This window comes from Fodinibius roseus (assembly GCF_900129315.1).
Taxonomy (GTDB): Bacteria; Bacteroidota; Rhodothermia; order Balneolales; family Balneolaceae; genus Fodinibius; species Fodinibius roseus.
In genome coordinates this window covers 50,003-76,404 of sequence record NZ_FQUS01000022.1, presented here as the reverse complement: position 1 = coordinate 76,404, position 26,402 = coordinate 50,003, and the positions used below count along the sequence as shown (strand labels likewise).

The following is a 26,402-nucleotide window of genomic DNA, read 5'->3' as shown; positions in this document are numbered from 1 at the left end:
CCGTATTACACGTTACAAATTAATAACGTCAATAACGGGTATTACGGGTTTTTATTTACCCCGTAGCTGAGAAAGCTTTTATATCTTTTATGTCTTGTTTAATCTTACGCTTAGTTACTTTTGCATAGTGCATTGTTGAACGTAAGTCTTTATGTCCCATCATCTTCTGCACCGTTTCTGCAGGAACACCTTGTTCTAACATTGACGTCGCAAACGTATGCCTTGCAACATGATGGGTAAGGTGTTTGTTAATTTTACAGAGATCAGCTATTTCCTGAAGATATGCATTCGTTTTTTGATTACTGATAAAGGGTAATAACCGGCCAGTTTCCTCAATTTGTGGGTGCTCTTCATATTTTTTTATTATCGCTTGAGCCTTAGGCATAAGTGGAATATTTGCACTAACTTTAGTTTTAGTTCTTGAAGTACTTAACCACTTGTCCCCAGATTCATCTTCATATATATGATCTTTTGAAAGATTTTCAGCGTCTGAAAAACTTAGTCCGGTATAACAACTAAACAAAAATATATCCTTTATCCTTTCCAATCGGTCTATAGAAAATTCTTTTTCTTCTATTTTTTTTAACTCTCCATGCTCTAAGAAGACGGGGTCTTTTTTTCTATACTTCTTCTTATACCCCTCGAATGGATCTTGTTTAAGCCAACCTTTTTCCTGAGCCCAAGAAGTAATTTTTTTAACATGAGATAGATATTTGAGAGTGGTATTATGACTACACTTCTTTTTTGTTTTTAAATAATGTTCTAATTCTCTAATAAATGCTAAATCTACTTCCGTTATTTTTAAATCAAGGTTTCCGTATTTGAAATTGATAAATTTCGTGAGATGCTTTTTTATAGTAAGGTATTTTTTATAGGTACTTTTCGCATAATCCTTACCTACTAAAGATTCAACCAAAGTGACATGTTCAGCAACAACATCAAGAAACTTTTTTTGTTCTTGTTTATTCCCTTTTAGACGTTGCTTAATATTTTTTACTGTTATTTTTACTCCTTCAGCAATCAAATCACTGTGCACCTGCATTGCCTTGGTATGCAAAGTATCCAAATGGTAATTAATTGCTTTCGCATCATTTTTAGTACCTCTGACACGTTGTTTATTACTATCCCATCTTTTAGGTACAATTGTTCTGCCAGTAGACAATTCAGCTCTTTGACCTTCAAGGTAAATACGCATATATATGGGAGCTGTCCCATCCTTCCGTGTTTTATTTGTTCTTAAAAGAAATGATAGGGAAATATTTCTATACATAATGAAATCCTCTTTAAATGTTAGTATTAATAGAGAGGAAATCAGAAATTTTATTCCCATTACCCTTTTTCTGGTGACCATTACTCAATGTTTGTGCATGGTCACCATATAGGTAGACAAGAATCTGATACGTTCTATAAAATTTTGAATATAGAAAATGGCCTCTATACCCTTAAGATAAGGATTTACATGGGTTTAGAGAAATATGTAAGAAAAGAAGTGGAGGTGCGGGGAATCGAACCCCGGTCCGAAACGGTATATCGTTCAAGCATCTACATGCTTAGTTACCGAATTGAGGTTCGCCTGCAGCGACGCTCGGTAACACACAACTGCAGACTATTCTGTATGGATTTCGCACGACACCTGACAGAAGGCAAGATGCCGTACTATCCTGTTATATCGACGCTCCAACGGGACTAACAGGCAAGCGCCCGAGGGAACGGCTTGGCTGCGTTACGCAGCCAGGCTATAAGAATAGTTGTTGTCAACTACATTTAGTGCATGATGTTATTTACGAGTGTCATCGCTCAAACTCGGCATGCAGCCTGCGATTCTACTCATTCCGTCGAATCCGCTACACCCCCAATATGTCAAAGAACCAATGCTGCTTCTGAGGCTTTTCCTTTTTCACTCACCTTTCAACAGCTTGTCATAATATAACACATTTATAACGGGATATCATTCCAATTATTTCGCGGTATTTTGCCAGCCGATATCTTCCGATGCTCCCAATGCTCAATATTATCCCCGCTCCCTTTACTCTTATTACATAGTTATATCTTGATATGAGAATACTGCAGTGCTTGTCGTTTCATCCGCTCATCCGTGCGAACTGCTTACCGTTTGCTGTTCATCCATCGCCTGCCGGCCACGGCATACAGTGGTTTTATTGTTTCGCATATAGACCTCCTTTTCCCGCCCAATAATGGACTTCCGACCCCCATTCCAATTCCTAATCCTCCCTATGCAGTCCCACCACCCGGGCCCTGCTCTCCCCCTTCTCGATCGTCACATACACCGTTGTCTTCTTGTCGGGATGCTTCTCTCCCCCTCTCAGCGTGTGTATCTCCACCTTCAAAACAGGCGGAGGAGAATCTTCCTGTTGTCCTGCGCGGTCGAGGTCAGTGTCCGGCATATCCAGTTCAATAACCGGCCGGGAGGTGCGCCCTTTTTCTGTCCACCGCCGGCCATTCTGAGTGACGGTATACGCATATTCGGTTTGATCTTCCTCAAAAAGCTCGCCCTCCACGCCCAGGTCGGCAAAGGTCAGTATCAATTGCCCCTCCTCCACCCGGCTCTCGAACTTATCCAGGGGATTGACCCGGCCAAACCAGTAGCGGCCTATCTTGTCCCTGCGTTCTTTCAGCGTTTGTACCAGGTAGGCCTCCGCTTCAGGATCGGAAAGATCCCCGGCTTCGACGACGGACCTGATATCGTCATCAGAGAAGGCCATCACCATCTTCGCTCCCCAAAAACCGTCGCGGGAGGTAATCTTTTCAAAAGCGGGATTCGGGTAGCTGGGCACCCATCCGGCGGGACTGAATATTTGGGATTCAAAATAACCGACCGAGGGGTAGAAGGAACGTTCTTTGGCTTCGGGCCGGGCCCAGGGCTTTACATAGAGTCCCAGGCTGGCATAGAGCAGTCCCATGTAACGGGGGTCGTAGCGGTATTCCTGCCCCCTTTTCGTGTGCCGCAGCGTGGTGCCGACCGTGCCGAGCGTCGATCCCATATCCAGCAGAAAATGGCGGATGTAGCTCCTGCCCCCTTCCTCCACGTAAACCGCCATCGTATTGCCCGACCGCCGGTCGGTGTCGTTGAGCCACGAAGCGAGTACGCCGAGCCCGCGCACCTCGCGACGGTCCTCGTGGGGAATTCGGTCGTTGGGATCGTCTTTTCTGGTGCCCCTGAAGTTCCAGGGTCCCAGGGGACGCCCGTTAACGTACTTGCTGGCCAGCACGCGGATACTGCCATCCTCCCGCCTGTACGTCTTACTCAAAATCTCCCGCAGGTCCGCTTCGGTCATGGGCTGGGCTTCATCCCCCCTTGTAACGGTGGCGTCCTCGGCTATGACCAGCTGACGGGGATCAAGATACGTTATGCTGTTTTGGGGAACATAATAGCCGGCAGCGTAATAGATGTTGGTGGCTATGACTTCCGAAGAGGACATCAGCTCCGGGAAGTCCGCGCGGTCCAGCTTGACTATGTAGGTGTTATCCCGTGCGTCCCGTATGGTAAAGCCGGGCGTGACGCCTTCGGACTTGCCCCGGATAACGGTTATGGGCCGGGTGGTGTCGGGTTTGGGGTCGGTGAGCGGTCCGCGTCTCAAGGCCGGGGCATCCATCGGCTCAAAGTAATGCCGCCGGCTGTACCAGCTGGAATTCGGCACTTCATCGAGTACATTCACGTTGTCGGCTTCATCGGGACCGTTGATGCCGGCCCAGTGACCCAGGGCGCGGAATGAGCGGCCCAAATCCAGCGGCTTTTCAAGCTGGTAAAATGTGCTGAGATACAAGGTCTCCCACCTGAACTGTTCTTCCGTTTCCCCGGGAAGCGGGATGTCTTTGTTGTCCGGATCAAACGTCTTGACCGGCTGGAGGGTATAGGGGCGGGACGTGCTGCAGGCGCCCAGCAAGGTGAGACAGAAAAGAAGCAGTATAAACGAAAATGTCGAACTACGGTTTAACTGTTTGTAATCCATGGAAGTAAGGATCTTATAATGGTTCATGCCGCCGGTTAGTGTTCATACAGCAGGAGAAAAACAACACCGCAGAACAACCGGGGAAAAGGGGCTTCCCCACCTCGTAATCTCAACTCATCTGCCGCATTATCTTCTTTTGTCGTTTTAGTTCTATGATCCGTCCGTCTCATATGCTCATGTACATCTTAAAAGTTCATGCTGAATTCCAGCAGGCTTCGTGACCCCTCTTTGCTGAATGCAATTTCGAGCCGGAACAGGAAGTCGGAAGCGGTCATAAACCGCAGGCCCGTGCCCACCGAGCCGTGAAATCTATCCAGCCCGATCTGGTCGTAGGTATTAAAAACCTGTCCCTGGTCGGTAAACAATACGGCATCCCAGGTGTCCCATATGGGATAGCGGTATTCGAGGGTTAGCAGCAGCGATCCGAGGTCCCGGAAGCGGTCCTGCCGGTACCCGCGAAGGTTATCGGCATCACCGAGAATGCTTTGCTCGTAAAAAGGGACGGAACCGCCGGACAGGGGATATCTTTTGTGCAGGCGGACCCTGAAAGCCAGCCGCCGGTCCGGGGGCAGACCCGGGATCGCAAAGAACTGCTGCCAGTCCCCGTAGTAATTCAGGTATTCAACCTCGTCGCCCGTCAGGCTGCGGTTATAGCGTATCCCCACATCGTATAAAGCCCCGGAATAAACCCGTATTTTGGTCTGCTTGAAATCGTAGGAGGTGGTGACCGTACTGATTAAGCTGGTGTTACGGTTCTCGAAAAGTCCCCTCCTGTTGTCAACGATTACACCGAGACCCGTATTAAATAGTGTCGCGTTTCCAGGGCTGAATGCTCCGGCGGCTGCGGGTTCCCCGGCGGGCCCTCCATCCCCGGCAGCCGCAGAAAGATCCCTGATATCGGTGTGGATGAGTCCCCCGATCACTGTTGCCAGTACATTCCGGCGTAGCAGGTATCCAGCCTGGGTCTCCAGGTTGTATTGTTCAATTTCGTAGGTCCCCTGCTGGTCGTCCGACCCCTTGTTTCCTCCTAAAAAAATATTCTGATCGTCATTGCTCCGCAGGTTGCCGTTCACGGTCACCTGGTACCTGCGCAGCTGAGTGGGCGGAATCTTGTAATTGATGCCCAGCTTATAATTCTCCGGATCGGTATAAAAGGTATTCAGATCAAGCGAGTGTCCCCCCTCGAGGAGATCCCGGTTAAAATAAGTGATGCCTGCTGCAAAGGGCGTACGTCCCCCTACCGAAAAGTTGGGATAAAATCCGGCGGTTCCCTCCTCATTTAAAAAAAAGTCTGATACCCTGGAATAGAGCTGATGTTCCCGGCTCCATATCATCCCCCATTTGAGGGGCAGGACCGCCAGGTGCAGGAGGGCGGACGGGGCCTTCAGCAGCTGCCTTCCCAGGGAGGGATCAGCGCTGTACGGGATGGAATCGGGGTGCGTTTCGCCGGGGAGGGTATCCGAAAGCACGGGCCCGGTAACGGCCGAAAGCCGGAAATCACGGGGATATTCCTCCACCGGCCAGCCTGTACGGCCTTCCACGGCAGGGCGTTCGGTAGGGCTGCCCGCCGCCGCACAGGGGCTGCTGCACAGCAGCAGGAAAACGATACCCCGAAAAATTCTGATTTTTGCGGTCAAAAGAGAGTTCACAAGAATTATTTTGCCATTTTAGTGTTGAAGCTGTTCTACCGTATCGCCTGCAAGACGCTTAGCGGATCTCCTTCCCTGTCGCGGCCTGCCGGTATCCGCCGGCGCTGCATTTACATACGCCATACTGAGATCGAACAGAAATACGGTCGGTTTAGTTTAACGCATTTCCCATAGCGCTGTCGAAATAACACCACTCAGTCCTTTCGAACCGCTTCTCCCCCGTTAGCTCTCTCCCTGGCCTCCGAGACCAGCTCCTGGAGGGTGGGATGATCCAGATCAGCCAAAAAATGCAGCGCCTTATCGGCGGACTGTATTTGCTGTTCAAACGGACCGTAGTTATTCTGACTCGACAACAGAGATTCGAAAAGCGGCATTAAGAACTTTTTGATCTCCCATTCGATCAAATTGTCCAAAAACTCAATGCTTTCGGAGATGAGTGTGTTCTTGTCGCTGCGGATGCCTTTGTACACATTATAGATATCGTCTGCGTTGTAGATCAGTCCCAGGAGCCGGAAGATATTTTCAAAACTCCTGGCGATCTCCTCATCTATTTCCTCCAGCAGGGCAGGTCCATAGTCCGACACTTTGAGCACCACCTGCGATTGTTTGAGCAAGGCATAGCGCCGGGCTTCCTGGCGGACACACTTTTGTAATTTTTCCTCATCAAAAACAGGCGATTCGATCTTCAGCCTAATTTTATTGAGTGCTTTGATCACCTGGTGCCGCACGGGAATATCACAGTAATTCAGGGAGAGCTGCAGCACATTAAGGGCCACCTGACTGGGGATAAGATAGAGAATACGTGGTATCTGCAACCGCTTTGAGAGAGAGACCTGGTCGTCGGTCAGGTAGTCAAACATCGTCCCCAAAATACGCTCGCCGTACATGGAAAGTCCCTTTTGCGCCGTTCTTCTGTACTGTTCAGAATCAAGATAATCCAACAACATGTGGATAAACTCGCGGTCCCCGGACTCTCCTGCACTGATAATGGCGCGCTTGACCACCTCGGGCGATGAATCCCTCAGAAGCGCCGTCAGGATGTGGTTCCGCGAGGGCTCGTATACCACGCTCAGGGCCCGCGCAGTTTCATATCTCAGTTCTTTTTCCCCCTCCCCTTTATAGTTTAGGGCACTCTCCAACAGATCGGTGGTAATCAGTTCCCTTTCCTGCCTGCTTCCGTCCTTCGTGATTAGTCCGAGGGTAGAGGCCCTGATTTTAACATCCTGATGCCGGAGTCCCTCTCGCAGTATCTCCTGCCAGTCCCCCTCATACGCAGAGGAATCATAAAAATGGTAGATGTAGCGGGCCGCTTCGAGGCGGACCTCCACACTGGGGTCTTCAATGAGTCTGGCGATCTCTTCAATATATCCTTCAATTTCGCGGGTCCGGAACAATTGGAGACACTTTTTTCGCACCGACGAATTCGGATGTCCCAACATCCGTTCCAACGGCTGGAGCGGAATATCCCGAAGGTCATAATTTGCTTCGAGGTTTTTTAACGTATGTAAGACCGTGCGTACATCCCGGCTCTGTAAATTACGGAGTAGTTCGGACTTGGATATTTTTTTGTCATCCGATCGCGTTTCCGCATGGTTATCATTTACCTGCTTTTCAACCGATTCGCGGAATTCATTCACATAGGATCTTTGTACCCACAGCGCCAGGATGATCCAGCATACGAGCAGCCCGATGACCACCAGGCTGAGCTGCTGTACGGTGAGGGTCAGCTGGAAGGTAAGCAGCAGCAACAGCAGACCTGCAAAGCCCTGGGCCCCGTTGTCGACAAAAAGATCGATAAATACTTTCGTTCGCTTCTTTAGTTTCATCTCCACCGGCACAAACAACAGCTCACGGCCGGTCCGGTCCAGTGAGTGCTTTAAACTCTGATCCGCCCCACGCACCAGGACGGCTGCCGCCAGGCCGGTCCAGATAAAAAGTCCCGCTGAACCCAATAACAAAATACTGGGCAAAATGGTGACCGCGCCGCCAACCCCCCTGCGTTCAATAAACGTTGATGACAAAAACAGCTGCAGCAAAAGCGCTATGACACTGACCCGCCCGTAAAAACGTCCCATAAATGTCGTGAGGCTGTTATCCGTGACATAAACGGCCGAGGCTATGGTTTTAAACTGGTAATCGATAATGGTGGTCGAAATCACCGAAAGAGCGATAATACCCATAATCAGCATCAGGTGACGGGAAGTAATAATATCGTTGAACAGGAGTTTCCCGTATCCCGGGTTCTCGGGTTCCGGTTGCGACTCTATGGACTCGGCGGTGCCGGCCGAACGATGGGCCTCCGCACGTATAGCCCATACCAGGAATATGGTACTGAACAGGATAGCAGCCCCGATCAGAAGTAGATTTCGCGGGTCGACACCGAGCTGATCGATCAAAACCCCGGTTATCTCTCCCCCGGCCATGGCACCGGCGATCGCGGCAAGGCTCAACAGGCCAAAAATCCGTTTGGCCTGTATGGGGGTAAAGAGCGCGTTGGATAACAGCCAGAATTGTGAGGTGATTAATATTGAGTAGATGCTCACCCAGATATATAACAGGTAATAAAGAACGGGAGAGTCTGCGCGAACGAGCCACCAGATGATCACCAGATTTGCTGTCAGGAAGAGCGTAACCCCATTTATCACCCATCCCAAACTGACGTTATTGGAAAAGCGCGAATAGGCCATGGATATGGGAATGACAGCCAGGGCGGTAAGCATGAACACCAGCGGGAGCTGCCGGGAGCCCAGCTCCACCAGGAACAGGCTGTCGCGTACCGGCTTCAGCAGGTACAGGGTAACCAGCAGGATAAAATTATACAGGATCATAAGCCCTGCCAGCTTGCCCTCTCCCTGTTTGATGTCAATTATGGAATGCAAATATTCTTTCATGCGAATGCTGTATTGACCGCCTGGAAATTACAAAACACGCTGAACCTGTGGCGCCGTTACCAGAAAAAAACGCCCGGTGCAACCACGAATTCCAATCCCGTGAAAATGAATACCCCGGTTTAACGCCTCTTTCCGGCGTTTCCATCAGGTCCCGATACTAACCGTTACAAAAAGTCGTTGCTCACCCGTTTGTCTTACGTAATTTCAACAACTTCCGTTTCAATCAAATTCAACTATTTGAATTAATGTATGGGAATAGCATGACTCTTTATCTCAGATACGGCTGGTATTGGGGCGGAGCAGTTAGATGATAATATTTCCTATAGTGATGTGCCCCGTACAATATGTTTGACGGGACTGCTTATCTCTGTTTTAATATCAGGGTTTAATTTAACAAATATTTATCCTTAACTTCCCTGTTTTTCAGATCGTGCTATGACACCGTACCCTATCATGCGTATTATTATCCTGTTAACCGGCTGCCTGCTCATGAGCGTCGTATCGCCCGTGCGGGGACAACAGGGGTGGAGTACCGAGTCGGAGGCAGACGTGGATGAAATTGCGGATAGGGATCCGCCGCGAATCGGACTGGCACTGAGCGGCGGCGGTGCCAAGGGATTTGCGCATATCGGCGTCCTCAAGGTACTGGAGGAAGCCGGCATCCGGCCCGATGTCGTTACCGGTACCAGCATGGGCAGTGTTATAGGGGGACTGTATGCAATAGGCTACACACCTGCCATGCTTGAGGATATTGCCCTTTCCAACAACTGGGAGGAATTTTTCAGCAACCGGGCGCCCCGGCAGTATCAATCTATCTACCAGAAAACCAATCATTCCCAAAACCTGCTTACTTTTCCGTTCAGGGATGGCTCGGTGAGGTTGCCCCGCGGGCTTATAAAAGGCCAAAAAATTGCTATGCTGCTCTACCGGCTGACCGAACCTTATCACGGGGTCTCTGATTTCAGAAACCTGCCCATCCCTTTTGCCTCAATTGCCACCGACCTCGCCACAGGCGAAGCCGTACGCATGGACCGCGGGTACCTGCCGGATGTCATCCGGGCCAGTATTGCCATTCCGAGTATCTTCGAACCGGTAAAAATTGGCTCATCCAGCTATATCGACGGGGGTGTGGCGCGTAATATTCCCGCTTCGGATGCCCGCGCCCTCGGGGCCGACTTCGTCATTTCATCGGACGTCAGCAGTCCCCTTTCTCCCCCGGACAGCCTTCATTCGTTCGTGAATATACTGTGGCAGGCCGTGGGCTTTACCATGGAAGCCTCCAACAGCCGGCAGCTTGAGCTCACAGACCTGCACATCCGGCCGGAGGTCGACGGATACACCACCTTCGACTTTGACGAGGCGGCCCGGCTGATTAAAAAAGGCGAGCAGGCGGCCCGCCGGATGCTTCCGCGCCTCAGGGCATTGGCTGACTCAGTCAGCAGGTCCCCGCAAATGACCATACTCCCCCCTTTTGTACAGCAGGCCGATACGCTTTTGATCAGGCAGATTAACGTTAGGGGTTCCAACGCGTATTTGCGGGATCGGCTAAAAAATTCGCTGCGTATTAAAACGCCCACCCGGCATTCCCTTTCAGAGCTGGAATATAAACTAAACCGCATATACAATTCCGGTTCCTTCACCGATCTTATCAGTTACCGGCTGCAGGAACTGCCGGACCGAAGCGGGTATCTCCTGAATATAGATATCACCACAGAAACCCAGCAGACGGTCGGTTTTGGAGCGCGGTACGACAGCCAGTACAAGGCCTCCCTGCTTTTCAGCGGGACCTTCAATCAGATCATAACGCCCGGAGATGCTTTGATTACGGACCTGAGGCTGGGAGAACAGCTGCAGCTGCAGGGCACCTATTTTTTGCCGCTTTCATTTTATCCCAAAACAGACCTGACGCTGACGGGGGGCGCCACACGCATGCCGATCGATATTTTTAGCAATGAGCAGCGTGTCTCTGCGGTAGACATGGAACAGCTCTCTTTTTCTCCCCAGCTGCGAGTGGAAATCATGCCTCAGCTTTTTTTTGGAGTGGGTCCCCATTTCGAGGCCTATAATTTAAACGAGGCTATTGGAGAAACGATTTTCCTGGATAATATAAACGGCCTTATTACCGCGCAGATGCTGCTGTATGGCGATTCCTTTGACCACGCCTATTTTCCTTCGCGGGGACACAAACTGCTTGTCAAGTCGGACTATTCGGACGGTCGCTGGGGCAGCAGCCGGACGTTCTTGCAGCTTACGGCAGACTGGGAGGCGCGATTTCCGGTGTCAGACCGGTTTTCGCTGCTCTCCCGTCTAACGGCGGGACGCACAATTACCTACTCCTCCACCCTGCCGCTGCATTATCGTTTTTTCGGCGGCGGAGCGGTACCGGTCTCGATCTTCCGGGAACGGCAGTTCCCGGTTTTGGGATATGAGGTCCAGCAGCTGTCGGGAGAAAATATCCGTGCGCTCCAGGTGGGCGCCCAGCTGAGGTTTCCCGGAAGAACATTCCTCAAGATGACATGGAATGCGGCCAACCTGAGCAACGATACGGGATGGGAGCTTGATCCCTCGGCATTTAAATCGGGCTTCGGGCTCTCCGGCGGCACCCAAACCATCATTGGTCCCGTTGAACTGACCCTCATGACCCCGGCATTTGAGGGTCCCTATGCCCTGCGCATCAATGTGGGCTATGCTTTTTGACGGCGGATTAGCTGTTAGAGATGTGATTTTTAAGCGCCGTGTCGATATTTAATTTTGGTTATTGTTAAACGCTATTGGCTATTTATGGTATCCGATATTTGGGTCCGCTTCATTGAGACTATAAATTCATGAACCTCAACCCTGACGCCTTCAAATCCAGCTCCGGAGAGTTGCCCGGACTGTGCAGATTGTCATCCTTCAACGGCTGTCGAAGGCAAAAGGGGACAATCTGCAAAAAATTTCTTTTAAAATAGAGATTAACAAATCTTAAACTTACTTTTCCAGCCTTGCAATACATGTGAGAACGCTTTGGAAACCAGTGATTTCAGTCGATAACAAGACCTGAGCGCTTTCAAAACCACCTCATATAAGACCAATATGAGGATGTAGAATGCGCGAAAATGCAGATATTGACCAAAAGAACGGTTTTGAAAAGCCTTCTGTAAATGCCAATATAACAAATGCCATAATGATTGTTATCCCCGCTGTTGACCTGCTCGACGGACAGGTGGTTCGCCTGCAAAAAGGAGATTACGAACAAGTTACCGTCTATAATGAAGACCCGCTGCAGGAAGCCCGCAAATTTAAGGACGCCGGCTTTAATCATATTCACATCGTTGACCTGAACGGGGCACGGGAAGGTACATTTGTCAACCTCGCCCACATCAATGAAATTATCAACGAACTGGGACTCTCGGTCCAGACGGGAGGCGGCATTCGCAGCTACGATGATGCTGCAACGCTCTTCGACCACGGTGTCTCGAATATCATCTGCAGCTCTATGGCGGTCAAAAACCGCGAAGACTGGTTAAGCGTGCTGGACACCTACGGAGAGCAGGCCATCCTGGGCATGGACCTCAAAGAGGGAAAAGTAGCCTATGGCGGCTGGCTGAAAACGCTCGATCAGTCACTGGACAACTTTCTCCGGCCTATGATTGAGCGAGGACTCTCTACCGTGCTGTGTACCGATATTTCACGGGACGGGACCCTGGAGGGCGCCAATACGGGACTTTACCGGTCACTGCAGCAGCAGTATCCCGGGCTTCAATTTATTGCTTCCGGTGGCGTTTCCGGGCTCGGGGACCTGAAGACCCTCAGCGAGGAGCAGCTTTACGGCGTGGTAGTGGGTCGTGCTTACTATGAGCAGAAAATCACCCTGGAGCAGATGCTCCGGTATCACCGGGACCGGGATTGATCTCTCGCCGGCAGAAGCGGGCCACGGGTCTCATGTCACCTGTAATTTCCCTACTTTAACGCCGTTGGCCGACAGGTCTTGAATCACCTTCCGCGTTATGGTGTCAATATGCAGCTGAAGAGGCTGGCAAAAACCGGCTTCCGGAGGCTTTCCGGACCCGCCGGCTTTGACCTGGTAACTACCCGAGGCGTTACCCTATAATATTACCTATACCTAATATGGATGTAAGAATCGCAGCCTGCCAGATTGAAATTTCTCCGGGTCACCCGGATGTCAATACCGAAAAAATGCTCAGCCTGATTAAGCAGGCGAAAGCCGACAAGCAGGATATTGTAATTTTCCCCGAAATGGCGGTCCCGGGCTACCTGATCGGCGATGAATGGGAAAACAGGGCGTTTGTCCTTGACTGCTACCGGTATAACGAGCAGATTGTTGCCTCTTCCGACGGGATTACGGTCGTATGGGGAAATGTGGATATAGACAAAGAGGCCGTGGGTGAAGATGGACGACTCCGAAAATTCAACACCGCTTTTGTCGCCCGAAATGGGAAGATAGCGGGTCGGTTTCACAAAACGCTGCATCCCAACTACCGGGAATTTGATGACGACCGGCATTTCTACTCCGCCCGGAAGCTGTCGGGGGAGAAGGATATGGATATCGAGGATTTTTTGCAGCCGCTTCAAATTGACATTAACGGCAGGGAAAGAAGGATCGGCGTCAGTCTGTGTGAAGATATGTGGAGTGATGATTACACGATAGATCCCATCGAAACCCTACTGAACAACGGGGCGGAGTGTATTATCAACATTTCCTGCTCCCCCTGGACCTGGCGAAAAAATGACAAACGTCACCGAGTGGTGAAAGATCGCCTGAAGGACCACCCGGTCCCCTATATTTATGTGAACAATATCGGCATACAGAATAATGGTAAGAACCTCTTCCTTTTTGAGGGCAATACGACCGTCTACAATCCTGATGGTTCGGTACAAAACATCGCCGGTGATTATGAGGAGGAGGTGTTACACGTAGACCTTCAGAACAATGGCGGGAAAAAGCAAGAAAAAAAGACGCTCTCGAACCACCGGGATAATGAGGAGTTATTAAAAGGGCTCACGTACGGGATCCGCAAATTTTTTGATTTAATCCATGCCTCCAAAGCGGTCATCGGCATGAGCGGTGGGGTCGACTCCTCGCTGAGTGCCTACCTGCTCTGCCGGGCACTTGGCCCCGGACAGGTATATGCGGTGAATATGCCCTCTGAGTTTAACTCGGAGCTGACCAGGGGACTGGCGCGACAGCTGGCCGAGACCCTGCAGCTCAACTACGGAGTTGTCCCCATCCAGGAAGCATTCGAATTTACCCTGAAACAGCTTGGTAACACAGCTTTTGAGCGGCTGGACGGTTCCGGCCGCCGGACCGAGCTGGAGCTGTCCCCGGTGGTGCGCGAAAATATCCAGGCCCGGGACCGTGGAAGCAGGGTACTGGCGGGTATTGCCGCCGCCCTGAACGCGGTATTTGTGAACAACGGCAACAAGAGCGAGACGGCCACGGGATACGCCACGCTATATGGGGACATCAACGGGGCCCTTGCCCCAATTGCCGACCTCTACAAAACCGAAGTCTATGAGCTGTGTCGTTATATCAATTCTTTGGAGGACAAGAATATTTTTTCGGATCAGCTTTTTGAAATCCCCGCTTCCGCTGAGCTGAGTGACGAGCAAAATATCGAAGAGGGTGAGGGCGATCCCTTCGTTTATCCCTATCACGACCGCCTGCTGAGAGCCTTTATCGAATTTCGCCGCGATCCGGAGGATATCCTTCAGTGGTATATCGACGGGAGCCTGGAGGAGATGCTGGAGATCGAAGTCGGACTGGTTTCGCGACTCTTTGGCGGTCACCGGGACTTCATAAAAGACCTGGAGCATACCTGGAGACTGTACAAAATAAACTTTTTTAAACGCATCCAGGCGCCCCCCATTATTGTGGTAAGCAAGCGGGCGTTCGGCTTTGATCTCCGGGAATCACAAATGGGGATACACTTCACCCGAAAATACCGGGAAATGAAAAAAGAGCTGCTGAAACAGGATCACTAAAAGGTTCCCAAGTGTTCGAAAATTTTCAGTTAAGTAACCTTGGGTCAAGTATACAGATCAAAGAACACCATAAAAAAAGCCGCTCTGATCAGTCAGAGCGGCTTTTGAATCATTAATAATATAAGATATCGTTATTTCTTTTCGTCCCTGATACAGTCTACCTTCGGTTCCTGATGACAGGGTTCAACTGCGGTAGAACCGCATCGAGGACACTCTTTTGGTTTTGCCATAACAATCACCTCTACCTCGTTTATTAATATTTACCTGAATGTAGTTTACCATTTAATTTCTTTATATAACAGTATTACCCTAAATTTAGAAATGGTTTAAATTAATTATTGAGCGCCCCCCTGGCCATGCTCATGGAGCACGAACGGCGGCCGGAAAGAGAGATGCGAGGTTTTGCAATGATTTTCCTAAAAAAATCGTCCTCAAAAAAAAACATTTATGTCCACTTCGTACTGTCATAATGTTCCGGTGAATTCTCCTTTTTCTTAAACACGCGATCACCGGCACGGCGTTCGAAACGAGTGACAAATGAACCTTGTCCCTCCTGCCGCACAAAACGAGCAATGCGTGCTACGAGGTAAAAAATTAAAAAAACAACGACCGCAGCCGACACCGTGCCCACCGGCTGACCCGAAATATTCAAATATACCTGCTGAAGGTAGTCAACGGCCTCATTAAGATAGTCCATGACATAATTGACGGCTCCGGACCCGTATTTTTGATTGAAATTTGCAGCCGTCAATGTATTGTAATCATTTACTATTTTTCCTATTTCAGGAATATTTCTAACCCACCAGATAATCTCCCGTACCGCTTCGGGGAGTGAATAAAAGCCGGCTGCCACCTTCGAAATAACCCCGCCCTGTGCTGCCATAGCAATAATGGCTGCGAGGGAAGCCGCCAGCTTGAAACACAGTTCAAAAATAAATAGAAACATATTTGCTAATAGACGCATATGACCTGAAATAAATTGTGATTCCCTGCTTACAATGCCTTAAATTCAGCTTCATTAAGCTATATAGAAAAAATTGTAAAACGAAACTAATCACCTAAACACAGGTATGCTGACAAAACGGATCATCCCCTGTTTGGATATTAAAGATGGTCGGACCGTTAAGGGAATAAATTTTGAAGGACTGCGCGACGCCGGTGATCCGGTGGAGTTGGCACAGCGCTACTCGGAGGAGGGGGCCGACGAGCTGGTCTTTCTGGACATAACCGCAACCAGGGAAAAGCGAAAGACCCTGGTTAAGCTGGTCACACAAATTGCACGGCGGATTGATATCCCGTTTACCGTGGGTGGTGGTATCGGCAGCGTGGATGAAATTGCGGATATCCTGCATGCCGGTGCGGACAAAGTATCCCTCAACAGTGCGATCGTCCGAAATCCCGGCCTGATTGACAGAGCGTCCCGGCAATTCGGATCGCAGTGCATCGTAGCGGCCGTGGATGCCAAACGAACCGGGTCTCAGTGGACGGTCTACATTTCGGGCGGTTCAAAAAACACCGGCAAGGATGCCCTGCAGTGGATTACCGAAGCCGAACGGCGGGGTGCTGGAGAAATCCTGCTGACCAGCATGGACCGCGACGGCACCAAGTCCGGCTTCGACCTCGAACTGCTTTCCGCGGTAAACGACCGGGTTTCGATCCCGGTGATTGCCAGCGGAGGGGCGGGAACCATACGACACTGCATTGATGCGGTCAAAACCGGAAAGGCGGATGCCGTCCTGGCGGCCAGCATTTTTCACTTTGGAGAAATTGAGATAGCTGATCTCAAGAAAGAACTGGGGAAATCAAACATCCCGGTACGTAACATAGAAACATAATTGGTACGGGCCCGTTTCCGGTCCATAACACGGAGGGATAGGTCGCACTGCGTATTGCGGAGGTTCGGCCTACTCCAACAGATCATAAGCAAAATAAAAGACAGAATACGAACTACGCTTCACGCAACTGACATACCATGATTGACATCGACACCTTAGACTTCGAAAAAGGCGGGGGACTTATTCCCGCTGTAATTCAGGATGCGGATAATTTCCAGGTATTAATGCTTGGCTATATGAATGAAGAAGCGCTCAAAACCACTCTCGAAAAAGAGCGGGTGACGTTTTACAGCCGCACAAAAGAGCGGCTGTGGACCAAAGGCGAAACGTCGGGCAACTACCTGGAGCTGGTAGACCTGCAGCGGGATTGTGACCACGATACGCTGCTTGTTCTTGCACATCCACAGGGACCGACCTGCCATACGGGCAACCGGTCCTGTTTTTTCCGAAAAGATTTTAAACCGAAGCAAAATCTGTATTTTCTAAACCGACTGGAGCAGCTGATCGCCGGCCGCAAGAGCGAACGACCGGAGGATTCTTATACTACGCATCTCTTCGAAGAAGGGGTGGATATGATTGCACAAAAAGTCGGTGAAGAAGCGGTGGAAGCCATTATTGAGGCCAAAAACGATAATCGGGACGCCTTTGTGGGCGAAGTCTCGGATCTGCTTTACCACCTGATGGTACTGCTGGCGGAAAAGGATATATCGCTGGGGCAGGTGGTGGAACGACTGGAGGAACGGCACCGGCCGGGATAATTTTTGATGCTCCGGCTCCGGCCGCTGTTTTTATCCCTGCCAAACCTTTATTCCCTCATCCTATTTATGTAAGTTCCCGCCTCCTTTAATTACCACAAAACCTGTTATTCTTCATGAAAATTACGATCGACCAGCTCGAAGGAACCCACATGGAAGCCGCTAATGAAGAAGGAGGACGTATCCGGATGGATGGCTCCAGAAAGGTAGGCGGACTGGAGGGGGGAATGAGTCCCATGCAGCTCTTGCTGGCCGGGGCAGGTGGATGCAGTGCCATCGATATCATCGGCATCCTGGAAAAACAGAAACAGGAGCTGCAGGACCTCGAGGTCGTCGTGGATGGGGACCGCCAGAAGACGGGGACGTATTCGGAGTTCAAGACCATCCACATGCACTATATCTTTACCGGCGACCTTGACCAGCGCAAGGTGGAACGCGCCATCAGTTTATCGCTGAACAAATACTGCTCGGTTTCCAAAACGCTGGAAAAGACTTCCGAGATCACCCACAGCTTCGAAATCAACCCTCCTCAATAACCGCCATGAGTAAACGAAACCCAGAAACAGACGCCATACGAACCCAAACCCGCCACACGGATCAGCGGGAACACTCGACTCCGCTGTTTATGACGTCAAGCTTCGTTTTTGACTCGGCCGACCATGCCCGCGCGCTTTTTGCTAATGAAATGGAAGGCAACGTCTACAGCCGGTATTCCAACCCGAATGTCGATGAGTTTGTCCAAAAAATGTGTCAGCTGGAAGAGGCCCCAGCCGGGGTAGCCACCGCTTCGGGCATGTCGGCTATATTTTCCAGCCTCGCCGGCCTGCTGGAACAGGGCGATCACGTGCTGGCATGCCGTTCGCTGTTTGGCTCATCCCATCAGATTCTCAACGGTATTCTGCCCAAGTGGGGCATTGATTACTCCTATGGGAATATCGATACCCCGGAAGAGTGGGAATCGCTCATTAATGATAATACCCGGGTGCTCTTTCTGGAAACGCCCTCCAACCCGGGACTGGATCTCATCGACCTGGAATGGGCGGGACAGCTGGCTGAGGCTCACGGACTGATTATGATTGTCGATAACTGCTTTGCCACCCCCTGCTTGCAAAAACCGATGGCCTACGGCGCCGATATCAGCCTGCATTCAGCGACCAAGTTTATCGATGGACAGGGACGCGGCATCGGGGGCGTAGTCGTCGGCAAGGAGCGCTATATTGATGAAATCAGCTTTTTTACCCGCCATTCCGGTCCGGCCCTCTCCCCTTTTAATGCCTGGATGTTCTCCAAAAGCCTGGAGACCCTGCCCGTCCGCATGGAGCGGCACTGTGAAAACGCCCTGGCGCTGGCAGCATTCCTGGAAGAACAGCCGAAGGTGGAATGGGTCAAGTACCCCTTCCTCCCGAGCCATCCCCAATACGAGTTGGCTCAAAAGCAGATGAAAAAAGGAGGCGGTGTCGTGTCGTTTAACATCAGTGGGGGGTATGAGGCCGCCAAGCAGTTTCTGGATAAGCTGAATACCCTTTCGCTGTCGGCCAACCTGGGCGATACCCGCACCATTGCCACCCACCCGGCTTCGACCACCCATTCCAAACTAACCGATGAAGAACGGGCAGCCGTAAATATTACGCCCGGCATGGTGCGCATTGCGGTGGGACTCGAATCTATAGAGGATATACAGGAAGATATTGGACAGGCCCTCAGATAAGATCAGCTACTTAACCTGTGTGTTAACGATGAAGTATCCGTTAACACTTAGCTAAACAGGCAGCATCATGCCCCCGCCCGTTATCCTACTTTTTTGCAGCGTTTTCAACGGACGCTTAAAGAAAGCATGTTTCACTGCCGCGATGATTACTGATCCGTAACGCATCCCTCGGAGGCGGAAGAGACCAACCGGGCATACTTGTAGAGCGCGCCGCTGGTAACCTGCAAAGGCGGGGCCTCCCAGTGTTCGCGGCGCTTTTCCAGCTCCTCATCGGAAAGTTCTACCTTTATGATGCGCTCATCGGCGTCAATAGTGATAGTGTCCCCGTCTTCGATCAACCCGATCGGTCCCCCTACCTGCGCCTCCGGCGTCACATGACCGATAACAAAACCATGGCTGCCGCCCGAAAAGCGTCCATCGGTAATAAGCGCCACCTCTTTACCGAGTCCCGCTCCCATAATAGCCGCCGTAATAGAGAGCATCTCGCGCATTCCGGGCCCCCCTTTGGGCCCTTCATACCGGATAACAACGACATCCCCTTTCTGTACTTTCCCATCCTGAATAGCTTTCAGGCTCTCCTCTTCCGAATTATAGACCCGGGCCGTCCCGGTAAACTTGGTCCCCTCTTTGCCCGTAATCTTTGCCACCGCGCCCTCCGGGGCCAAGTTGCCGTACAGGACCTGCAGGTGTCCCGTCTCCTTTATCGGATTCTCTACCGGGGCAATGATGTTTTGCTCTTCAAATAAACCGGGGACATCGGCCACATTCTCTTCGAGGGTTTTGCCGGTAACCGTAAGGCAATCTCCCTGCAGAAATCCTTCTTTCAACAATAACTTTTGCACCGCCGGAACCCCCCCCACATTGTAAAGGTCTTCCATCATATATTTGCCGCTGGGTTTGAGATCAGCCAGAAAGGGCGTCCGGTTGCTGATCTCCTGGAAGTCATCAATACTGAAAGGGACCCCGGCCGACCGTGCGATCGCCAGCAGGTGCATCACCGCGTTCGTCGACCCCCCGAGTGCCACCGTAATGGTGACCGCATTTTCCAGGGCTCTGCGCGTGATGATATCCCGCGGCTTGATATCTTTTTCCAGCAGGTGCAGGATAGCCTCTCCCGCCTTTTGGCATTCTTCTATTTTTTGGTTGTGCGTAGCCGGGATTGAAGAACTGAACGGGAGGCTCATGCCCATCGTCTCAATAGCCGAGGCCATGGTATTGGCGGTATACATACCGCCGCAGGCCCCGGCGCCGGGACAGGCATGCCGAATGACGTCATTCAGCTCATCCTCATCAATATTATCGGAAAGATATTCCCCATAGGATTCAAAGGCTGAAACGAGATTGAGGTCCTCTCCATTGAGCTTACCCGGCCTGATGGTCCCCCCGTACACCATAATCGAAGGACGGTTCAGGCGGGCCATGGCGATCACCGAGCCCGGCATATTCTTGTCGCACCCCACAATCGAGATATTCGCATCATACCACTGGGCCCGCATCACCGTCTCAATGGAGTCGGCGATAATCTCGCGCGACTGCAGCGAGTATTTCATGCCCTCCGTCCCCATGGAAATACCGTCACTCACCCCGATGCTGTGAAATATCAGCCCCACCAGTCCCGCATTCCAGGTGCTCTCGCGGACATGCCCGGCCAGGTCATTGAGATGCATATTGCAGGGATTCCCCTCCCACCCGGTACTGGCTATGCCCACCTGGGCTTTATCCATATCCTCATCCGTCAATCCCGCTCCGTAAAGCATGGCGCGGGAGCCCACCTGAGACTGCTGTTGTGTAAGTTGAGAACTGTATTTATTAAGTTTCCGGCCCATAAAATTTATTTATTTATCTGTTTAAAAACTGTTTCTGAGATTAGACCATCCAACCCGGACTTCATAAGAGGGCGCCTTTTTTGGGTGCAATGAACTTGCAACCGTAACTAAGGGATTAGTATCCCTTTTTTTATCGCACCTCACTAAACATATCAAGGTTTCGAAATCGAGGCTAATCATTTCAAATAACGTTTAAAAACTAAAAGAATCCACGAACTAAACAAGAGAAAAAAAAATAAAAAAAGTTGCTTTTTTATTTGACAACGAATGCTCCTTTTTCTATCATGCCTATTCTTAATTGAAAAGACAGCAACCGTTGAATACACAAGTATCACATACATCCGCAACTGCAGCACCTTCCGAACCTTTATTCGGATTGTCCTCGCAGGACTATATCTCGTTGATATTCGTTATTGCTTTATTCATATCGGCAGCTGTTTCTATCTCTCCTGAAATAGGTGTAATTAGTATTCTACTTATTCTACCTGTTCTAACTTCTGGCATTATTAACCTAATTCTAATTATCAGCTAATAATAGCAGCCAGGGGTTAGAATAAAAGTTCAACTAACAATTTTACTTCCTTCTGACCTCTGGTGGGAAAAGTATATTTACCAGGTCACATGGCACAAGCAAAAACACAAACAATCGACAGTGCAACCAACAAATCCCAGACACCCGAACCCGCTGTTTTAAACGGCGCGGAACTGCTGATCCGAACCCTTAAAGATATCAAGGTAGATACTATTTTCGGCTACCCGGGCGGGGCAGTACTCCCTATCTATGACGCGCTATTTGACGAGCACGATATCAATCATGTGCTGATACGACATGAGCAGGCCGGTGCCCACGCTGCGGACGGCTATGCCCGCGCTACCGGCAAGGCCGGTGTGGTACTGGTAACATCCGGCCCGGGCGGCACCAATACGGTCACCGGTATCGCCACCGCCGCGATGGATTCCATTCCGCTGGTTGTGTTTACGGGACAGGTGCCGACGGAGCTGATCGGCAATGATGCGTTTCAGGAGGCGGATATTGTCGGTATTACCCGTCCCATTACCAAGCACAACTACCTGGTCAAGGACGTCAATAATCTTGAGCAGGTGGTACGGGAAGCCTTTCATGTAGCGACAAGCGGGCGTCCGGGTCCGGTGCTGGTGGATCTTCCCAAGGATATGCTGAATACCGAGTGCCGCTACAGCGGACTGAAAAAGATTTCTATCCCCAGCTATAAGCCGACGGAAGAGGGTCACGCAACACAAATTTCCAAAGCGGCACAATTGCTCAGCGAAGCCAAAAAACCGCTGATCTATGCCGGAGGAGGTGCGGTACTGGGAGAAGCCTGGGAAGAACTTACGGCAATGGCCGAGCGGTTGAACATCCCCGTTACCACTACATTAATGGGGCTGGGTGGCTTTCCGGAAAGCAAGCCGCAGTCGGTAGGCATGCTGGGCATGCATGGCACCTATTATGCGAATATGGCGATGACCGAATGTGATGTATTACTGGCCGTCGGGGCCCGGTTCGATGACCGGGTTACGGGACGGCTGGATGGATTTTCTCCCCATTCGAAGAAAATCCACATCGATATTGACCCTTCCAACATCGGCAAGAATGTGCCGGTGGATATTCCCATTGTTGGCGATGTCAAAAAAGTGCTGCCCTCTATTGATCGTCAGGCGACGAAGCCAGATACTGAGAAGTGGTGGGATACCATCAACACCTGGAAGCGTGAACACCCGCTGAAGGTACCTGATTCGGAAACGACGATTAAACCACAGCTGATGATCGAACGAATCTCCCACTATACCAATGGCGAGGCTATTGTTGTGACGGACGTCGGCCAGCACCAGATGTGGGCGGCTCAGCATTATACCTTCAATTATCCGCGCTCGTTCCTCTCTTCCGGGGGACTGGGGACCATGGGCTACGGCTTCCCGGCGGCCATGGGAGCGGCTTTCGGCTGTCCCGACCGAACGGTGGTCTGTATCACGGGCGATGGCGGTTTCCAAATGACGGCCTATGAACTGGCGACGGCTGTCGAGTATGAGGTTCCCCTGAAAATTGCGATCATGAATAACGAATGCCTGGGGATGGTACGGCAGTGGCAGGAGCTGTTTTTTAACAAGCGCTACAGCCACTCGATCCTGAAGAAAGGGAATCCCGATTTTGTGAAACTGGCCGAAAGCTACGGGGCCGTCGGACTCCGGGCCACCAATCCCAAAGAAATGGATGAAGTCCTGGAACAGGCGATGGCGATCAATGACGGTCCCGTGGTCATGGACTTCAAGGTGGAAGAACACGAAAATTGTTATCCGATGGTTCCTTCAGGAGCCGCATTAAATGAAATGGTTGAAGGCGACGAGTAAATAATGAAACAGACAAACAATGTGACGAAGGAAAAAACAGTTGAAAAACACACGCTTTCGGTACTGGTAAGCTATAATTTAAATGCTCTTTCCCGCATAATCGGCATTTTCAGCGGCAAAGGCTTTGAAATTGACAGCATCAGCTTTGGCTCGGGCAAAAAATCAGACCTGGCTCGTATCACCATCACCACGCATGGCGATGTACAGATTATTGAGCAGATTACCAAACAGCTCAATAAGATTATTGACGTGGTAAAAGTCAACGACCTGACCTACGACAGCTTCGTGGATCGGGAACTGGCCCTGATCAAAGTGACCGCCACCCGATCCAGCCGGTCGGAAATCATGCAGATAGCCCAGGTTTTCCGGGCAAAAGTCATTGATATCAGCCCGGAGAAACTGACGATTGAAGTTACCGGCAACCGTGATAAAGTCAATGCCTTTATCGGCATGCTCTATCCTTTCGGAGTGGACGAAGTGGCGCGGACCGGGAGTGTTGCGCTCAAAAGAGAATTTGACGGAAATGTATAGAGGAGTTTGAAAACCAGGACCTTTGATCAGTCCAAAAGCCTGAGCGAATTCAAAACCAGAACATATTAAATATATGTCAGGATGTTGAATTCGCGAAAATGCAAAGGGTGGCCGAAAGAATGGTTTTGTAGAGCTCTCGTATAAAAATCTCATAAATAAGAAATAACTCATAAATCATTAAACGAAGAAGTAGACATGAAAGCTAAAACGTATTACAACGACGATGCCGATCTTAACTATCTAAGCGATAAAACGGTTGCCATCATTGGGTATGGAAGTCAGGGACACGCTCATGCTCTGAATCTCAAAGAAAGCGGCATCGATGTCGTCGTGGGACTTCGGGAAGACAGCTCCTCGCGGGAAGATGCCCGGAAAGCCGGCCTCAACGTATTGCCAACGGCGGAAGCGGCGGAAGCCGGTGATATCGTCATGATTTTAATTCCCGATCAACACCAGGCTGATGTCTATAAAAAGGAAATTCAACCGAATTTAACAGAAGGCAACGTACTGGCCTTTGCCCATGGCTTTAACATTCACTTCGGACAGATAGAGCCCGATCCGGATGTGGACGTGTTTATGGTTGCCCCCAAAAGCCCTGGGCACCTGGTACGCCGCGTGTATAAAAAAGGATCCGGCGTACCCTGCCTGATTGCTATCGAACAGGATTACACAGGAACAGCCCGGGAAACCGCCCTGGCCTATACCAAGGCCCTCGGAGGAACCCGGGCCGGGGTACTTGAAACGACCTTTGAAGAAGAAACCGAGACCGACCTTTTCGGGGAACAGGCGGTGCTCTGCGGCGGCGCCTCGGAACTGGTCAAACAGGGATTTGAAGTCCTTGTAGAAGCCGGTTACCAGCCCGAAATCGCCTACTTCGAGTGCCTCCACGAGCTGAAACTGATTGTGGATCTGATGTATGAGGGCGGTATTGAACGGATGTACTATTCGGTCAGCGATACAGCCGAGTACGGGGGACTTACCCGGGGGACCAGGGTGGTCGATTCCTCCACAAAAGAGCGGATGAAAGCAATTCTCAAAGAGGTGCAGGACCACACCTTTGCCGATGAATGGATCCAGGAGAACAAAGACGGGCTTCCCAGGCTTAAATCGCTGCGCAGTGATCTGAGCAAACATAAAATTGAAACCGTAGGCAGGGAACTCCGCTCTATGATGGACTGGATCGATGAAGACGATGAAGAAGTTGTAGAAACAGCAGCTGAATAATGAACAGATCAATTGACATATTTGATACCACGCTCCGGGACGGAACCCAGGGCGAAAAAGTGGCTTTTTCTGCAGAAGACAAGCTGCGGATCGCCCGACAGCTGGATGCCTTCGGCATTAATTATATCGAAGGCGGGTGGCCGGGCTCCAATCCCCGTGATATGGAATTTTTTGAACTGGCGGCCGATGCCTCGTTTGAACATGCCAGGATTGTAGCTTTTGGCAGTACCTGCCGCGCGGGGGCGTCCCCGGAGGAGGATCGAAACCTCCGGTTGCTGGTAGAAGCAGGCACCTCCGTCGTCTGCATTTTTGGCAAGAGCTGGTTGCTGCATGTCGAAAAAGCACTGCAAATTACGGCGGGACAGAATCTTGAAATCATTCGTGATTCCGTTGGCTTCCTCAAACAACACGGCAAGGAAGTCATCTACGATGCCGAACATTTCTTCGACGGCTACAAGTCGGATCCCGAGTATGCGCTCTCTACGCTCAAGGCGGCGGAAGAGGCCGGTGCCGACACGGTTGTTTTATGCGATACCAACGGGGGCACCCTCCCGCACGAGATATCCGAAATTGTTGCTGAAGTACACAAACGGGTTGACATCCCCGTGGGTATTCACGCCCACAACGACTGTGAGTTGGGGGTGGCCAATGCCATGGCCGCCGTGCGAAGCGGGTGCACCCATGTGCAGGGTACCGTTAATGGCTATGGCGAACGGTGTGGCAATACCAATCTCTGCTCGCTGATTCCGAACCTTCAGCTCAAACAAGATTATGAATGTATCCCTGATGAAAAGCTGGAAGAATTGACAGCCCTTTCGCGTTTTGTCAGCGAGCTGGCCAATCTGAATCCTGATATTCGTCAGCCGTATGTGGGGCGCAGTGCCTTTGCTCACAAAGGCGGTATCCACGTCAGTGCGGTCATGAAGAATGAAGATACCTACGAGCACGTCCCTCCCAGCCGGGTAGGCAATAGCCGGCGGGTACTGGTATCGGACCTGTCCGGCCGAAGCAACATCAGCTATAAAGCCGAACAGCTGGGGATCAAGCTGGACAAGTACGGTGATAACGTATCTGAAATCGTGCAAAAGCTTAAAGAGCTGGAAAATAAAGGCTATCAGTTTGAAGCGGCTGAAGCTTCATTCGAGCTGCTGGTCAAACGTATGACGGGCGTATGGGAAGAGTTCTTCAAATTGGAGGGATTTCGCATTATCGTGGAAAAAAACGTTTCCGGCAGCTCGCGCACAGAAGCGACCCTGCGGATCAAAGTCAATGACCAGGCGGAGCACTGCGCGGCCGAGGGCAACGGACCGGTCCACGCCCTTGATAAAGCACTCCGTAAGGCCCTGCACAAATTTTATCCGGAAATAAGCAATATGCATCTGAACGACTACAAAGTGCGCGTGCTGAATGAAAAAGACGGTACCGGCGCGGATGTACGCGTGCTTATCGACTCCGCCGAACACGGGAAAAGCTGGGGCACGGTGGGCGTTTCTCACAACATCATTGATGCCAGCTGGCAGGCTCTTACGGACAGCTTTGGCTATTACCTTGCGCAAAAACAGAAGAGCATACAACAAAAAGAAGTCATTTAATTCATGATTGGTAATAAGAATATGAATACCCTACGGACAGCACGAGACATTTTACCCTGCTATGCTAT

At 50.7% G+C, this 26,402-nt stretch carries 17 protein-coding genes and 1 other RNA gene; 11 read left to right on the top strand and 7 right to left on the bottom strand.

Annotation, left to right across the window (positions count from 1 at the left end; translation table 11 throughout):
* Positions 1 to 55: 55 nt before the first annotated feature.
* The 5 genes from BUB16_RS17065 to BUB16_RS17045 form a co-directional block, all read right to left on the bottom strand.
* Positions 56 to 1,270 (bottom strand): site-specific integrase, encoded by a 1,215-nt coding sequence (locus BUB16_RS17065; RefSeq protein WP_073067353.1) that lies wholly within the window; start codon positions 1,268 to 1,270, stop codon positions 56 to 58.
* Positions 1,271 to 1,487: 217 nt separating this feature from the next.
* Positions 1,488 to 1,854: a transfer-messenger RNA gene (gene ssrA, locus BUB16_RS17060) on the bottom strand.
* 368 nt (positions 1,855 to 2,222) lie between these two features.
* Positions 2,223 to 3,971, bottom strand: a complete 1,749-nt coding sequence (locus tag BUB16_RS17055) for a hypothetical protein (RefSeq protein WP_170864450.1) — start codon at positions 3,969 to 3,971, stop codon at positions 2,223 to 2,225.
* Between the two features lie 185 nt (positions 3,972 to 4,156).
* Positions 4,157 to 5,608, bottom strand: coding sequence for a BamA/TamA family outer membrane protein (locus BUB16_RS17050; protein WP_073067311.1), 1,452 nt, complete (start codon positions 5,606 to 5,608; stop codon positions 4,157 to 4,159).
* A 206-nt stretch (positions 5,609 to 5,814) separates the two neighbouring features.
* A complete protein-coding gene (locus BUB16_RS17045) occupies positions 5,815 to 8,511 on the bottom strand; it encodes an Npt1/Npt2 family nucleotide transporter (RefSeq protein ID WP_073067309.1) in 2,697 nt (898 codons plus the stop codon).
* Positions 8,512 to 8,946: 435 nt separating this feature from the next.
* Here BUB16_RS17045 and BUB16_RS17040 point away from each other — a divergent pair, with 435 nt between their 5' ends.
* From BUB16_RS17040 to nadE, 3 genes are all read left to right on the top strand, one after another.
* A complete protein-coding gene (locus tag BUB16_RS17040; RefSeq protein ID WP_084088388.1) occupies positions 8,947 to 11,208 on the top strand; it encodes a patatin-like phospholipase family protein in 2,262 nt (753 codons plus the stop codon).
* A gap of 391 nt (positions 11,209 to 11,599) precedes the next feature.
* Positions 11,600 to 12,403 (top strand): 1-(5-phosphoribosyl)-5-[(5-phosphoribosylamino)methylideneamino]imidazole-4-carboxamide isomerase, encoded by an 804-nt coding sequence (hisA, locus tag BUB16_RS17035; RefSeq protein WP_244545728.1) that lies wholly within the window; start codon positions 11,600 to 11,602, stop codon positions 12,401 to 12,403.
* A 218-nt stretch (positions 12,404 to 12,621) separates the two neighbouring features.
* The gene (gene nadE, locus BUB16_RS17030; protein WP_073067305.1) at positions 12,622 to 14,496 is read left to right on the top strand and encodes an NAD(+) synthase; all 1,875 of its coding nucleotides are present in this window, start codon (positions 12,622 to 12,624) and stop codon (positions 14,494 to 14,496) included.
* A 445-nt stretch (positions 14,497 to 14,941) separates the two neighbouring features.
* Here nadE and BUB16_RS17025 read toward each other — a convergent pair whose 3' ends face one another.
* Positions 14,942 to 15,460, bottom strand: coding sequence for a hypothetical protein (locus tag BUB16_RS17025; protein ID WP_170864449.1), 519 nt, complete (start codon positions 15,458 to 15,460; stop codon positions 14,942 to 14,944).
* Between the two features lie 106 nt (positions 15,461 to 15,566).
* Between BUB16_RS17025 and hisF the strand changes: the two genes are divergently transcribed.
* The 4 genes from hisF (at position 15,567) to BUB16_RS17005 (ending at position 18,794) form a co-directional block, all read left to right on the top strand.
* Positions 15,567 to 16,331, top strand: a complete 765-nt coding sequence (gene hisF, locus BUB16_RS17020; protein WP_073067301.1) for an imidazole glycerol phosphate synthase subunit HisF — start codon at positions 15,567 to 15,569, stop codon at positions 16,329 to 16,331.
* A gap of 137 nt (positions 16,332 to 16,468) precedes the next feature.
* On the top strand, positions 16,469 to 17,089 hold the full coding sequence (gene hisIE / locus BUB16_RS17015; protein WP_073067299.1) for a bifunctional phosphoribosyl-AMP cyclohydrolase/phosphoribosyl-ATP diphosphatase HisIE: 621 nt from the start codon (positions 16,469 to 16,471) through the stop codon (positions 17,087 to 17,089).
* A 113-nt stretch (positions 17,090 to 17,202) separates the two neighbouring features.
* A complete protein-coding gene (locus BUB16_RS17010) occupies positions 17,203 to 17,622 on the top strand; it encodes an OsmC family protein (RefSeq protein WP_073067297.1) in 420 nt (139 codons plus the stop codon).
* A gap of 5 nt (positions 17,623 to 17,627) precedes the next feature.
* Positions 17,628 to 18,794, top strand: coding sequence for a trans-sulfuration enzyme family protein (locus BUB16_RS17005; RefSeq protein ID WP_073067295.1), 1,167 nt, complete (start codon positions 17,628 to 17,630; stop codon positions 18,792 to 18,794).
* A gap of 146 nt (positions 18,795 to 18,940) precedes the next feature.
* On the opposite strand, the gene ilvD is transcribed toward BUB16_RS17005, so the two are convergent.
* Complete coding sequence (ilvD, locus tag BUB16_RS17000) at positions 18,941 to 20,620, bottom strand: dihydroxy-acid dehydratase (protein WP_073067292.1); 1,680 nt, start codon at positions 20,618 to 20,620, stop codon at positions 18,941 to 18,943.
* A gap of 621 nt (positions 20,621 to 21,241) precedes the next feature.
* Between ilvD and ilvB the strand changes: the two genes are divergently transcribed.
* The 4 genes from ilvB to cimA all read left to right on the top strand — a co-directional run bounded on the left by ilvB (position 21,242) and on the right by cimA (position 26,334).
* Complete coding sequence (gene ilvB / locus BUB16_RS16995) at positions 21,242 to 22,987, top strand: biosynthetic-type acetolactate synthase large subunit (protein WP_084088387.1); 1,746 nt, start codon at positions 21,242 to 21,244, stop codon at positions 22,985 to 22,987.
* Positions 22,988 to 22,990: 3 nt separating this feature from the next.
* The gene (ilvN, locus tag BUB16_RS16990) at positions 22,991 to 23,518 is read left to right on the top strand and encodes an acetolactate synthase small subunit (RefSeq protein WP_073067290.1); all 528 of its coding nucleotides are present in this window, start codon (positions 22,991 to 22,993) and stop codon (positions 23,516 to 23,518) included.
* A gap of 195 nt (positions 23,519 to 23,713) precedes the next feature.
* A complete protein-coding gene (gene ilvC / locus BUB16_RS16985) occupies positions 23,714 to 24,742 on the top strand; it encodes a ketol-acid reductoisomerase (protein ID WP_073067288.1) in 1,029 nt (342 codons plus the stop codon).
* Complete coding sequence (cimA, locus tag BUB16_RS16980) at positions 24,742 to 26,334, top strand: citramalate synthase (RefSeq protein ID WP_073067285.1); 1,593 nt, start codon at positions 24,742 to 24,744, stop codon at positions 26,332 to 26,334. Before ilvC ends, cimA begins: the two co-directional genes overlap by 1 nt.
* Positions 26,335 to 26,402: the final 68 nt, after the last annotated feature.